The organism is Bacillus taeanensis (genome assembly GCF_003318295.1).
Lineage (GTDB): Bacteria > Bacillota > Bacilli > Bacillales > UBA6769 > Maribacillus > Maribacillus taeanensis.
On sequence record NZ_QOCW01000008.1, the window covers coordinates 105420 to 118359 of the forward strand.

The window sequence follows — 12940 nt, forward strand, 5'->3', positions numbered from 1 at the left end:
TTCTGCTTGATTTGCCCTCACATCATTTTAAAAATAGATCCAAACAATATTCTCAGTAAATAATGTCTGATTATAAGCTTTGGATGGCTTGATTAAATCTTGAAAGATGATAGAGATAAAAGAAGGATTGGTTTTATGAAGAAGGCTGCACTGTAGAGGGAATCGACCATTTACTTCAATTAAATAAAATATCTTTTTTTGATTACAAAATTTATATTCAAATTCAGCTGCCCCCACATAAGAGGTCTGCTCCATTAATTTTATGCTTTCCTCAATTAGCATATCGTTTTTCTCTGTAATTTGTGCCGCCCCGGTTCCAAATCCTATTGGAAAACTTCTTAGCTTTTTTGATACAAATCCAACAATTATTCTGCCATTAGAATTACGATATAAAAGAACGTTGTAAATTTTAGCTGCACTTCCTTGAATGAGTTCCTGAATTAAAAAGGGGAATTTTAGTTTATTTAAAATTTTTATTGTTTTTAGTACCTCTTCTTTCGAGCAACAAATATAAGCTTTTTTAGGTTGAATGTTTAAGTGGGAAGCAAGACTTTGTTGTATAAGCGGTTTAATAATAATAGGGTATCCATTTTCAGGTATTTCTTTATAATTTTTAAACGTTTTCGGAAGTATCACGCGAGTTTGATTTTTAATTTTTGCAAGGGTTGTTTTGTCAGTTAACTGTTTATTTTCCAAAGAAGCTGGAATTTTATAATGAAGAATTAATTGCTCCCAATTGCTCTCAAGCAGTTGAAGATAACGATCATCATCTGTAAGTAAAACAAGGGGAATTTTAATTAACTGGGGCAGCAGAAGTAAAATTCGTAGAAGATCATCATTTGATTTCGTTTTAAGGCTAACTGAAGCATATCTTGATGTTTGAATGTACTTCTTCCCAATCACAATACATGGAATAGATTGTTTCCCCAACTCACGGATAAGAGCCAAAGCACCGAAGCTTCCGGCAAGAATAACAGCAGCAGATCCTTGTCAATGCAATTTGTTAATGATTCTTTGAGAAAGCACAAACCCCACCTCTTCTTTCGTTTTTTAATGAGGTTTACGAACATTTCACATAAGTTTTTATAAGTAATAAAGCAATACACTTCCATTCATTTTATATGTTTCATTTTATTTTTATATGTCTTTTACAATTTAAACATTTTTTTGTTTTTTAGTCTTTTTTTCATGATTCGTACATAATATAAAGTGTTGATCTTGTTATCTTTTGCGATTTGCCCCAGCGGGATATATGCTGGGGATTTTTTAACTATCAAATAATTTAACCCCTCCGCCCATTACTTCACTTTCTATGGTTTTCATTTCCACTCCCAGATCTTTTAGAATCATTCCTGCCTTTCTGCTTCTTTTTCCTAATTGACACCCTGAAGCATACTCTTTTCTCTTTATTCGATTTTCCGCTTTATGATTAAAATGATGAATGCATTCATTTTTAAACATTCTCATCAACCTCCACTTGAGTTTTACGTTTATCCTTATTTAACCGAATTGCGATCATTTTTTATAAAGCTCTGCATTTCCACTGTTATATATTTAATCTTGATAGTAAATCTATATAATAATTACCCAAGGGCACAGCTTTTCTAACATGAAAAATTATCATTAAAGGTAAATAAAGAAAGAGGCAATAAACCATTAGAATGTTTTTCACCTCTTTCTTCTATTTTATTTCCTTTTGTTCAAGTGTAGTCGTCATTTTACCTTTGCAATGTCCTGTTATTTGGCAGTTTTTTTAACGCACTTGGAACTTTCCTTGACTCATAATTAAGCACATCAGAGGAATAAATATTAATAAATACTTTCCCTTCAAAGGCTTTTGCTCGTATTAAGATCGGTTGGTTGTATTTATTTTGAAACCGAAAATCCGGACCATACCAACTTACTGTAGCATCTCGTCCAGGCGGTACATATGGAACACTTCTGCTGTGCGAATAACGCTCCACAATTTCCGCTCCGGCGCTATCAACAGCATTAAAAAGCGTTGATGACACCTGACAAATACCGCCGCCAATTCCTTGTGATAATTCTCCCTTCACAATAACAGGTGCTCGTAGATAACCATTTTCTTTTGTTCTCTTACCAACCACTTCATTAAAAGAGAAAACCTCTCCTGGAAACACAACGTAATTGTCAATGGCCTTTGCAGCAAGAGAAATGTTATGGGATCGATTTTTATTACGCGTATTAAAGTAAGTAACATATTGACCAATTCGTTCTTCCTTAATATGAGCTAACAGTTCGCTGTCTACCTTCGGATAAACCGGTAATTCTGTTACTACTATGAGGGAAGGTCCCTTACTGAAAAAGTATTCATAAAACTTCTCTTTAAATGCTTGACGGTCAAGCTTATAACCTACTTGTCCCGCAATAATTTGCCCTTGGTCATCAATTTTTGCATTAATAGGCAAACGGTAAATTTTTTGATCCAACTTATCAATAAATTCGTCCAACTTGTTTACATTAATTAATTCTGTACCCGGAAGCGATATAGTAAAATCAGTTCGATTAACCGTATCAATAGTCTTTCCCTGCTGTTTTATAGTTAAACTGTCTGGAAAATGAACTTGTTGAAATAATAAAAACAGCAGCGCTATATATGTAATCCTCATGAAATGGTAACCTCCTTGCTTTAGTATGAGCAGATGATTACCATTTCATGTAAGGAAAAAATGAGGAAAGGATGATCAATTCCTTTAATGGTTTATAACTCAGGAATAAAGTTGGATTGTTTTTTCCAAAAATGCCTTGTAATCTTTACCTAACGACATTTCCCCTCAATATCCCTATGTTACTAACACTTTATTCTTTTTCACTTGGTAAAATTCTAACGACTAACTCTTGATAACATTCACCACAAACAAGACTATATTTTTCATTTAAACGGTTTGCTTCCCAGTATGAAACATCTCTTCCGCAGCTATCACATCTTTCTTCATAATTCATTTCTTCAACCTCCTTTGAAAAAATATATTTTAAAAACCTTTAGTTTATGTTGGCAGATCTTATAAAATGTTCTCAAAAATAATCGTGGGAAGTTTTTTTACAAAAAATCCAAATTAGTAAACAAGTTATAGTATAGTAAAAGTAATCAAAATACTCCTATTTTCTCTCAAAATCAGTCTTTTGTTACCTCTTTGTTTGTGATGATTTGATAGTTGTTAAAACATTATGGTTTATCCAAAATTTAAGGAGGAAATTAAAATGAAGCTAGAAAAGCATTTTGTAATATCAGAGGGATTTTATACGAATAGAGTATTTGATTTCATTACACTTTCAAAATCTGTAACTTCAACGATTACGTTTTATAAAGATAATATGAAAGCAAATGGGAAAGACATGGTAAGAATGATGTCTCTTTTTCTAATTGTAAAAAAAGGAGATCTTATTTCAATTACTGCCGAAGGACCAAATGCTGATGCTGTATTAGAAGAAATCATAACTCTATAACATTTGGGATATCATTAGATTGCAAAATATCCTCTTGAAATTTCAACCTATTCTAAAGATAATCTTTATGTTTAAAATAGTATTCACTTCCACTCAATAAAATACATTATCCGCTCTTTAATATCCAAATTGCAATCGTATTCATGTAAACTTTCCCTTCTGTTTAGACGCTTTTAAACCATCTAATAAAATATTTGAAACCTCTTTGCAGGAAAATCGTATTACTCATTGAACGAGTAAACAATCATTCATCGCTTTAATTTGACGATATACCTAATAAGGGGGAATTTTCAAATGATCCTATTAACAGCAGATACAGTACCAGGGAAAGAAATTAAAGAAGTATATGGATTAGTACAGGGAAGTACCGTTCAATCTAAACATATCGGCAGAGACATTATGGCCAACTTAAAGACAATTGTCGGCGGTGAAATTCGCGGCTATACAGAAATGATGGAAGAGGCTCGTCAAAAAGCAATGGACAGAATGATAGAAAAAGCCCAAAGTAAAGGGGCAAATGCCGTTATTTCAATGCGGTTTGAAACATCAAGTGTCATGGCCAATGCCTCTGAAATTATTGCTTATGGCACTGCCGTTTATGTAGAATAAAGTGAATTCATAAAAAAGGGTCAGACTGAAACGGTCTGATCTTTTTTTACGACTTTATCATCATTACTTATCAAGTATTTAATTTTACTTTTTTGTAAAGGTTTGTTAGAGTAAACAAATTCAGTTTAATCATATAAAATCAACTATTGTAAATCACTTTGTTAGTTTTTGAAAAAAATCTATGAGATAATTGTTTTAACATATTAGCGCTTAAAAGCTACTCTCGGTTTATTCCATTATTTAAATTGGAGGGATAAAAATGTATAGTGTTAACTCTACGGTACATGTTCCAGAAGATAAAATAGATGAAGTAATCGCAATCTATCAAAACCGCTCGCGGCTTGTTGACCAATATGAAGGTTTTATATCCTTCCAACTGCTCCAAAATGAGACAAAACCAAAGGAACTGACAGTGCAAATGTGTTAGGAAAAGAAAGAGAATTATTTAAATTGGGTAACGAGTGATGCTTATAAGCGAGTTCATCAGTTAGAAAAAAATTATCCAGATCAAAACTTAGCAGCTATTAAACCGATTGTGGAGCGCTTTTCAGTGGTGGCAACATGAAGTCTGAACAATTAAACAAGATTATTGAAAAAGTTGTAGAAGGAATATACAAAGATTATCCAGAAATACTGGAACGCTTTGGCGAAAGAGGAAAACAAAAGTGTTTTGAAGATAATGAACATCACTTTCGCCACCTTGAAACAGCCCTTAATATGAATAATAATCAATTTTTTATAGATTACGCACTTTGGCTAAACAATGTTTTAACTTCTAGAGGCATGAAAACAGAACATTTAATTGATAATTTTAAACGGATCGATCAGGTTTTATTAGCAGAAACAGATTTTTGTAATAAAGAAAGTTATCAAAGCATGCTTTCAGAAGCGATTGAAGAACTTTACAACATCGAATTGATATAAGCATATTAATCGTATATAGGGGGTGAAATTTATGATTGATTCGATTAATCGTTTTGTTAATTGTTTGCTTGCGGGTAATCAAGACTCCGCCTGGGAAGTTCTTTTAGAAGAAATAAATAATGGACAAGACAGTTTAACAATCTATCATCATATTATTACACCTTCTATGAGAAAAATCGGTGAATTATGGCAAGAAAACAAAATTAGTGTTGCAGATGAACATTTAGCAACAACTACTTGTGATTTTACAATTTCACGTTATCATTACTGGCAAAAAATAGAAATCAAACACTAATAAGAAAACGTCCTAAAGCAATGTTTTTATGTGTGGAAGAAGAGCAGCATATGCTGGGTTTAAAAATGACAGCATTACTTTTTGAAGAATATGGTTGGGATACGCGCCTCTTAGGAGCAAATTTACCGCTTGAGTATGCAAAAGATATCGCAGAACAATGGCAGCCTGATGTGATTGGTCTTTCTGTTACAATCCCATATTTTACACAAAGACTTCCCCAATATATTGAAACGTTATCAGAAATGACATCCACTGTTTTAGTTGGAGGAAGATTAGTATCAATGTATGACTTTTCTGCCTATTGTAACGAAAAAACGAAATTAGCAACCGATTTATGTGAAATCAGCAATTGGTTAAACAGTTATAAAGTTGGAGTGACGCCTAGTGTCAATGATTAAATACTTCCCCCAACCTTGTTTTAAAATTAATAGAAACTTTGATATTCTCGATCAGTCTGATGAAGCGAAGTATGCGTTTAAACCTGCTTTAAACTTTTTAGATCTTGTCGACTCAGAAAGTATTATGAAAGCAAAAAAAATTTTATTGCAAGATTACCTTCTACAAGATATTGAACTTTTTCTAAACACAAACGCCTCTCCACTCTCTTTATTTGACTGTTCCATTAAGTGGCATGATGATGCTGGCTATTTAATTTGTGTGGAACAAGATAGCCGACTTAACGAACTAAGTATTCTTGTACAGCAGCATCAGCAGCGGCTCGCCAAAACTGACTTTGAATTGTTGGAGAAAAAAGAACAGCTTGAAACTTCTCTCAAACAAATAAAACAGCTGTCTGCCCCCTTTATTAAATTATTAAATGGGATTGGATTTGTACCGTTTTTCGGAAATTTAGACGAAGAGTTAATTAAACAAAATGAACAATCTATTCAAAAAGCATGCTATGAAGAGACTTACGAAAAAGTGTTATTTGATTTTAGTGGGATTGATAAGCTTACAGAACAAGGTGTTGAAAAGTTTGTCACACTTATAAAAGGACTGCATGTCATGGGTGTAGACTCCTATGTTATTGGCGTCAAACCCAATCATGCTTTTTACCTTAAAAATTATAATACTGAAATTGAAATAATCTACCTTCGTCATCTTCATAATGTGATTCGTTTTTATATAAATGAAAAGAACTAGTTGGATAAATGAAGAGGATAGCGCGATAGGAGCCCCTATTGTACTATCCTCTTTTTTCATTCTCCTCCTCATCTTAACTTAAGTTTTCTCTTAACTCTTGAATATTTTCATAACTACCCGTTACAATTAATCCATCTCCTACCCGAATTTCTGTATCGCCATGCGGAATAATGGATTCATGATCGCGATAAATTCTTACAATAATCGCATCACCAAGGAATGGAATATTTCTAAGCTGCATACCATGCACATCTTGATTATGAACAAAAATTTCATATAAGCGTTCATCTTCGGTTGTAAAAATATCAGCAATATGCGGGGACTCTACTAATGCTTTCATCATCGTTTTTGAAGAAAGTATAGCCGAAAATACGTTTACGCCTTTTTCTTTTAATTCTTTACTTAATTTTGGTGATTCTACTCTTGTAACAATATTCCCAATTTCTTTGTTTGATGCGTAAGATGCAAGCTTATAGTTTTTCTCATCATTACTCGTTGAAATAACAAGTAAATCGGTATTAAAAAGATCATGGGCTTCTAATGTTTCAATTGAGAAGTCATTTATATAACTTATATTAAAATGTGAATGCGGATTTTCTGTTTGGACATTTTGATTAATATGAAAGAGCATAACATCATACTGCTCTTTATCAAGTTCAACAGATAATGGAAGTGTCATCTGATTGGCTCCGATAATTTTGATTCGTTTCTTTCCTTCTTTTATATGATGCAGTGGAAAAAATTTTTTAAATAAAAGCGGTGTAATAATACAAGAAATAATCGCAAGTAAAATTAATGAGGAAGCCATCCTTGCATCAATAACACCAATTCTTTCACCTATTTTTGCAGCGGCAATGACAAGCGATAAAGTCGCAGTAATTAAAAATCCCGCCCCTATAACAGTTCGCATATTATACCAACGCTTTAGTACAAGAACGGGAATGATTTTCGAAAGCAGTAATCCAATAAACAATAGTGGAATCAGTATTAAAATGGATGGATCTTTAAATAAACTCCAAAGATCAAGCTCTACCCCTACCATTACAAAGAAAATCGGAATTAAAAATCCGTATCCAAAGGAATCTAACTGCTTTACCATTTCTTTATTCGGTGATAATAACGAAACTAATACACCTGCCAAAAAAGCACCTAAAATATTTTCCGCACCAACGGTTTCCGATAAACCAACAAAAATCATAATTAATGTAAAAACTGCTCTTGTTCCAATTTGAACAGTCCCTGTTGTCATCGTTTCAAAGAAAGTTCGGTGTCTAAAATATTTTCCAACCAAGTAGAAAATAAGTCCTGCTCCAAACAAAATAAGAAGCAGCCACATATTCGTTCCTCCTTCGTAGAAAGAGACGAAAACAGCTAATAAGATCATCGTCACAAGATCTGCAATCACTGTAATTAACAAAATAATTTGACCGATGCCCAGCTTCATAATTTCCACTTCTTTTAATGTTGGTACTACGACACCTAATGAAATTGTTGAAATCACTAGTGTCATAAAAAAGGCATTTTCAACAAAACCAAGAAAAACAAGAACTGTGGAAATCGCATAGGAAACAATGAAAATAAATAAAAAGATAATAGAAGAAACAATAAACCCATTTGGTGCTTCTTTTCCATTTGGCAAAATTTCTTTCTTCTTTTTATTTCCTGCAAAAATAGAAAAATCAATTTCAACACCGCTTAAAAACATTAAGAAAATAAGCCCAAGTGTTGATAACGTATCAAGCCACGGATCTTGGTGAACAATATTAAAACCACTCTTACCAATAATAAAGCCTATCATAATTTCAGCTACTACCACAGGAAAAATAGTTAAGCGAAATTTCTTTAAAAAAATTGGTGTCACAAACGCTGCAGCCAATACGATAATCAAAGAAGAAAACGATGCATGCAATTCCATTCTCTCCCTGCCTCTCCTAAAAAATATAATTTAATGTAGTGTTCAAGACATTATGCCATAAATAATGGTTGAAGAATATATTAATTTTCCTAAACATTTTATTCACCTCTTCTCCCGCATAACTTTCTCTCCCATAAGGCACGCTATAAGGTATCCAAAATTTTTCATCTAAACGAAAAAGTACTGAAAATTGGAGGCTTCAAATGGAAATCTTCTTTAAAATATTATTCATTTACCTTATCACAATTGCTATTATGCGCTTAATGGGCAAAAGTACGATTGTTCAAATGACACCATACGATTTAGTAGCGATTATTATTGTCGGAACCGTTGCAGCGGAACCGCTTATCAGTACAGAAGTGAAACCGACACTGCTTGCACTAGGTATTCTTGTTGTTTTACATCTCCTTTTTTCTTATTTAACGCTGAATCAAATTGGAAATCGCTTCTTTCTTGGAGAACCAACACTTTTAATAAAGAAGGGAGTCATTTTAGAAGACAATCTTGAAAAAGCTCGTCTTTCAGTTGCCCAACTGCTCTCTATTCTACGAAATAAAGGCTATCCAAAAGTAAGTGATGTCGATTATGCGGTGTTAGAGCCAATAGGTGAAATCAGTATTATTCCAAAAATAGAAAACACTCCCGTAACAGTTGAACACCTTAATATTTGACTCGATGATGAAGGACTGCCAATCGCAGTTATTATTGATGGGAAAATTCAGCATAAAAATTTAACACTTTTAAATAAAACGAAAGAATGGCTAAATGAACAGCTTCAGGAAAATAACGTTACAATAAAGGAAGTTATTTATGCATATGTAAGTGAAAAAAGCAGCAACCTGATCATTAATAAACGCGAAAAGAATCGTAAATCATTAAAAACAGCAAATACATAAAAGCGGTTAACCATCATTAGTCAACCGCTTCTTTACATTTTATTTAAATTAACTGAAAAACCAACCCCACCTTCTTTTAATCCATAATCAACAACACCAGGCTTAAATGTGCCTTCTGCAAATGCTTTAACCGTTTCGTATACAGCTGTGTCTGTGCCTTTTAGCTGGGATAACACAATATGTTCCGGATCCATTACTGTACGATCTACATCATGAAGAAGGCACCCCCGTTATTGTTAATTTATTGAATTTTTAGCAGCAAACTTTGCCTTTGCTTCTATGCGGCGGCGATGTAAAATTGGCTCTGTATAACCGTTTGGCTGCTCATATCCTTCAAAAATTAATTCGCAAGCCGCTTGAAATGCTATCGAGTCATCAAAATTATCAGCCATCGGACGATATGCAGGATCTCCAGCATTTTGTTCATCTACTACTTTAGCCATACGTTTTAATGTCTCAAGCACCTGACCTTTTGTGCAAATTCCATGGTGAAGCCAGTTCGCCATATGCTGACTAGAAATTCTTAAAGTTGCGCGGTCTTCCATTAAGCCTATATTATTAATATCTGGCACCTTTGAGCATCCTACTCCCTGCTCTACCCAGCGAACAACATATCCTAAAATGCCTTGTGCATTATTATCGAGCTCTTGCTGAATGTCATCAGCACTCCACTCGGGATTTTGGGCGACTGGAAATTGTAAAATCTCATCTGTTAATTCTTGTACATCTTTCATCAGTTCATTTTGTACTTTTGTTACATCAATTTGGTGATAATGAAGTGCATGCAGTGCTGCTGCAGTTGGAGAAGGAACCCACGCTGTGTTTGCACCAGCTTTTAAATGACCAACCTTTTGTTTTAACATATCCGCCATCATATCAGGCATTGCCCACATGCCCTTACCAATTTGAGCACGGCCTTGAAATCCAGTTAAAAGCCCAGCATTCACATTAGATTTTTCATAGCTTTGGAGCCATGTTGACGACTTCATATCATTTTTTCTAATCATTGGACCTGCTTCCATTGAAGTGTGCATTTCATCACCAGTACGATCTAAAAATCCGGTATTAATAAAAACAACGCGATCCTTTACTTCACGAATGCACGCTTTTAAATTTAATGTTGTACGGCGTTCTTCATCCATAACACCAATTTTTAAAGTATTGCGCTCAAGTCCAAGTATGTCTTCCACTCGATCAAAAAGATCATTTGCAAATGCCACTTCGTCCGCCCCATGCATTTTCGGCTTAACAATATAAACAGAACCTTTGGAAGTATTTTGATAGTGACCATTTCCTAAAAGCGTGTGCTTAGCAATGAGACTTGTAATGACACCATCTAAAATTCCTTCATGAACTTCTTCTCCATTTTGATCTAATACAGCACTGTTCGTCATCAAATGACCAACATTACGAACAAACATTAAGGAACGACCAGGTAATTTAACTTCCTCGCCACTTAGAGATTTATAAACACGATCCGTATTTAACGTTCTTGTTATAGATTTACCGCCTTTTATTAAATCAGCAGATAAATCTCCTTTCATAAGTCCTAACCAATTGCGATACACAAGGACTTTATCCTCAGCATCAACAGCTGCTACTGAATCTTCGCAGTCCATTATCGTTGTTATAGCAGCTTCCATAAGAATATCCTTTACTCCAGCAGAATCTCCTTTACCGATCGGATGGCTGCGATCAATTTGGATTTCAAAATGCAGACCATTATTTTTTAACAATACAGCGGAGGGTTCTTCTTCTCTGCCTTGATACCCTGCAAATTTTGAAGAATCTTTAAGACCGGCAGTTTTCCCATTGAGCAATGATGCAGTCAACTCACCATCCACAACCGTGTATTTGACAACTTCCTTGTGAGAACATCCATCCAATGGTGCTGCTTCATCAAGAAACGCTTTCGCAAATGCAATGACTTTTTCGCCACGAACTGGATTATACTCCTGTTTCCGCTCTGCTCCGCCTTCTTCACTAATTGCATCTGTACCATAAAGAGCATCATACAAACTTCCCCAGCGAGCATTTGCGGCGTTAATCGCATAACGCGCATTATTTACCGGCACAACTAACTGTGGGCCAGCTTGAGCAGCAATTTCATTATCTACATTTTGAGTTGTAATCTGAAAGTCTTCTACTTTTCCTTCTAGGTAACCGATCTCTTTTAAAAATGCTTTATATGCCTCAAAATTAAAGTCTTCACTATTCTCCCGATGCCATGCATTGATTTCCTTTTGCAGTTCATCTCGACGAGCTAATAATGCCTTATTTTTCGGTGTAAAATCGTCAATTAACTTTTCAAAATTAGTCCAAAATTGTTCACGATTAACACCGCTTTTAGGAAGAGCTTCTTCATTAATAAATTCATGAAGAACTTCAGCAACTTGGAGATTACCAACTTTCACGTAGTTTTCCATAATAAAATTCCCCCTTTAACTTAATGTCACGCTATGAATTAAGCAACAAAAGTCCAGCACCAGCAGTTCAGCGACCCTACCTTATCATTTGCACCATATCCCTATAATAACCTCTTTCGTTTCTTAATAGGCAACACTGTTTCATTTATACGGTATAAAAATAGCTTATTAACTTATTAACAAAAAGCGCTTTCATTATACTGTATAAATTTGTTAAGTTTATTTAAACATCTCTGTTTCGTTTTGTCAATTTTGAATTTTCAGTTTTATATAAATTTTCTTTTATTTTAAACAATGGATTCCAATCAACCAAGATAACCAAGCCGCCTCGAGATGCTTTGAGTGACTTCTATAATTTTATCTTTCATTTCATTCATTATTGTACTGCTCATTCTTATAGTAGGACCTGAGACACTTACCGCTGCAGCAATTTCACCTCGATTATTAAAAATAGGTGCCGCAATACAAGTAATTCCTGGCTCATTTTCTTCTATTTCTGTGCCATATCCTTGTTCTTTTATTTTAACGAGTTCGGCAAATAAATCTTCCTTCGTAACAATCGTATTTTCTGTATGCTTTGGAAGTCCTTTTCGTTCTAAAATGCTCAATACTTCATTCTCCGGCAAATGTGCCAAAATTACTTTACCAACGCTTGTACAGTGCATAGGCGCTCTTTTTCCCACTTGAGAATGGGTACGCAATGTTTCGCTGCCCTCAAGCTTTTCGATATAAATCACTTCTCCTTGATCATAAACAACTAAGTGAATAACTTCCTTTGTAATGCTTTCAAGCTCTTTTAAAAATGGTTTTGCTTCTGATCGAATATCTATGGAATCTAACAATTTGGAACTTAATTCTAAATATTTATATCCTAACCGATACTTCTTTGTTTCAAGATCTTGTTCAATAAAATTATGAGCAGCTAACGTAGATAACAGCCGAAAAATCGAACTCTTATTTAATTCCAGCTGTTCTGCCAGTTCAGTAACTCCAAAACCATCTTTTCTGGAGCTTACAATCGTAATAATTTGCAGTGCTCGGTCTACTGATTTAATCATCGAAATCCCCCCTTCTCACACCATCTATTTAATAAGCTAATGATTTTTAATATTGTATCATATCTTACTAATTTGTTGATATAGTATGAAGCTTTCTCGCCTTTCTAATCTAAAAATAAAAAAAGCCTGAACACTGTTCAGGCTTTATTAGGCAAGTTGATGTGCGGTTTAAAATATTATATTCGACAATAATCATTATGTGCAAA

General features: G+C 34.1%; 14 protein-coding genes and 2 pseudogenes. 8 read left to right on the plus strand and 8 right to left on the minus strand.

Annotated features, from left to right (window positions below; translation table 11 throughout):
* Positions 1-27: 27 nt before the first annotated feature.
* The 4 genes from DS031_RS09710 to DS031_RS23600 form a co-directional block, all read right to left on the minus strand.
* Positions 28-948: an ATP-binding protein gene (locus DS031_RS09710; protein WP_181833089.1), complete on the minus strand. Its 921-nt coding sequence runs from the start codon at positions 946-948 to the stop codon at positions 28-30.
* 318 nt (positions 949-1266) lie between these two features.
* On the minus strand, positions 1267-1461 hold the full coding sequence (locus tag DS031_RS09715) for a hypothetical protein (RefSeq protein WP_113805880.1): 195 nt from the start codon (positions 1459-1461) through the stop codon (positions 1267-1269).
* 257 nt (positions 1462-1718) lie between these two features.
* Positions 1719-2630, minus strand: a complete 912-nt coding sequence (locus DS031_RS09720) for a VanW family protein (RefSeq protein ID WP_113805881.1) — start codon at positions 2628-2630, stop codon at positions 1719-1721.
* Between the two features lie 190 nt (positions 2631-2820).
* Positions 2821-2964: a hypothetical protein gene (locus DS031_RS23600; RefSeq protein WP_181833090.1), complete on the minus strand. Its 144-nt coding sequence runs from the start codon at positions 2962-2964 to the stop codon at positions 2821-2823.
* A gap of 258 nt (positions 2965-3222) precedes the next feature.
* Between DS031_RS23600 and DS031_RS09725 the strand changes: the two genes are divergently transcribed.
* From DS031_RS09725 to DS031_RS09750, 7 genes are all read left to right on the plus strand, one after another.
* Positions 3223-3468: an HPr family phosphocarrier protein gene (locus DS031_RS09725; RefSeq protein ID WP_181833091.1), complete on the plus strand. Its 246-nt coding sequence runs from the start codon at positions 3223-3225 to the stop codon at positions 3466-3468.
* A 294-nt stretch (positions 3469-3762) separates the two neighbouring features.
* The gene (locus DS031_RS09730; RefSeq protein WP_113805883.1) at positions 3763-4077 is read left to right on the plus strand and encodes a YbjQ family protein; all 315 of its coding nucleotides are present in this window, start codon (positions 3763-3765) and stop codon (positions 4075-4077) included.
* Between the two features lie 259 nt (positions 4078-4336).
* Complete coding sequence (locus DS031_RS24645) at positions 4337-4504, plus strand: antibiotic biosynthesis monooxygenase family protein (RefSeq protein ID WP_425451954.1); 168 nt, start codon at positions 4337-4339, stop codon at positions 4502-4504.
* 134 nt (positions 4505-4638) lie between these two features.
* Entirely contained in the window at positions 4639-5001 is a 363-nt protein-coding gene (locus tag DS031_RS09740; RefSeq protein ID WP_113805884.1) for a hypothetical protein, read from the plus strand.
* A 31-nt stretch (positions 5002-5032) separates the two neighbouring features.
* Entirely contained in the window at positions 5033-5296 is a 264-nt protein-coding gene (locus DS031_RS24105; protein WP_245947309.1) for a cobalamin B12-binding domain-containing protein, read from the plus strand.
* A gap of 50 nt (positions 5297-5346) precedes the next feature.
* Positions 5347-5694, plus strand: coding sequence for a cobalamin B12-binding domain-containing protein (locus DS031_RS24110; RefSeq protein WP_245947311.1), 348 nt, complete (start codon positions 5347-5349; stop codon positions 5692-5694).
* Positions 5687-6439 carry an STAS domain-containing protein gene (locus tag DS031_RS09750; protein WP_342767236.1) on the plus strand — a complete coding sequence of 251 codons (753 nt, stop codon included), beginning with the start codon at positions 5687-5689 and terminating at the stop codon, positions 6437-6439. The genes DS031_RS24110 and DS031_RS09750 overlap by 8 nt, the downstream gene beginning before the upstream one ends.
* Positions 6440-6512: 73 nt before the next feature.
* Here DS031_RS09750 and DS031_RS09755 read toward each other — a convergent pair whose 3' ends face one another.
* Complete coding sequence (locus DS031_RS09755; protein ID WP_113805886.1) at positions 6513-8354, minus strand: monovalent cation:proton antiporter family protein; 1842 nt, start codon at positions 8352-8354, stop codon at positions 6513-6515.
* A gap of 203 nt (positions 8355-8557) precedes the next feature.
* Here DS031_RS09755 and DS031_RS09760 point away from each other — a divergent pair.
* Positions 8558-9250: pseudogene (locus DS031_RS09760) on the plus strand (DUF421 domain-containing protein).
* Between the two features lie 59 nt (positions 9251-9309).
* Here DS031_RS09760 and DS031_RS09765 read toward each other — a convergent pair.
* The 3 genes and pseudogenes from DS031_RS09765 to DS031_RS09775 all read right to left on the minus strand — a co-directional run.
* Positions 9310-9462: pseudogene (locus DS031_RS09765) on the minus strand (BMP family ABC transporter substrate-binding protein); the annotation flags it as partial.
* A 24-nt stretch (positions 9463-9486) separates the two neighbouring features.
* A complete protein-coding gene (locus tag DS031_RS09770; RefSeq protein ID WP_113805887.1) occupies positions 9487-11676 on the minus strand; it encodes a malate synthase G in 2190 nt (729 codons plus the stop codon).
* 305 nt (positions 11677-11981) lie between these two features.
* Positions 11982-12734: an IclR family transcriptional regulator gene (locus DS031_RS09775; protein WP_113805888.1), complete on the minus strand. Its 753-nt coding sequence runs from the start codon at positions 12732-12734 to the stop codon at positions 11982-11984.
* Positions 12735-12940 lie beyond the last annotated feature (206 nt).

Coding starts and splice junctions, on each gene's coding strand:
- DS031_RS09715 (WP_113805880.1), bottom strand. CDS start 1,461: ATGTTTAAAAATGAATGCATTCATCATTTTAATCATAAAGCGGAAAAT.
- DS031_RS09720 (WP_113805881.1), bottom strand. CDS start 2,630: ATGAGGATTACATATATAGCGCTGCTGTTTTTATTATTTCAACAAGTT.
- DS031_RS23600 (WP_181833090.1), bottom strand. CDS start 2,964: ATGAATTATGAAGAAAGATGTGATAGCTGCGGAAGAGATGTTTCATAC.
- DS031_RS09725 (WP_181833091.1), top strand. CDS start 3,223: ATGAAGCTAGAAAAGCATTTTGTAATATCAGAGGGATTTTATACGAAT.
- DS031_RS09730 (WP_113805883.1), top strand. CDS start 3,763: ATGATCCTATTAACAGCAGATACAGTACCAGGGAAAGAAATTAAAGAA.
- DS031_RS24645 (WP_425451954.1), top strand. CDS start 4,337: ATGTATAGTGTTAACTCTACGGTACATGTTCCAGAAGATAAAATAGAT.
- DS031_RS09740 (WP_113805884.1), top strand. CDS start 4,639: ATGAAGTCTGAACAATTAAACAAGATTATTGAAAAAGTTGTAGAAGGA.
- DS031_RS24105 (WP_245947309.1), top strand. CDS start 5,033: ATGATTGATTCGATTAATCGTTTTGTTAATTGTTTGCTTGCGGGTAAT.
- DS031_RS24110 (WP_245947311.1), top strand. CDS start 5,347: ATGCTGGGTTTAAAAATGACAGCATTACTTTTTGAAGAATATGGTTGG.
- DS031_RS09750 (WP_342767236.1), top strand. CDS start 5,687: ATGATTAAATACTTCCCCCAACCTTGTTTTAAAATTAATAGAAACTTT.
- DS031_RS09755 (WP_113805886.1), bottom strand. CDS start 8,354: ATGGAATTGCATGCATCGTTTTCTTCTTTGATTATCGTATTGGCTGCA.
- DS031_RS09770 (WP_113805887.1), bottom strand. CDS start 11,676: ATGGAAAACTACGTGAAAGTTGGTAATCTCCAAGTTGCTGAAGTTCTT.
- DS031_RS09775 (WP_113805888.1), bottom strand. CDS start 12,734: ATGATTAAATCAGTAGACCGAGCACTGCAAATTATTACGATTGTAAGC.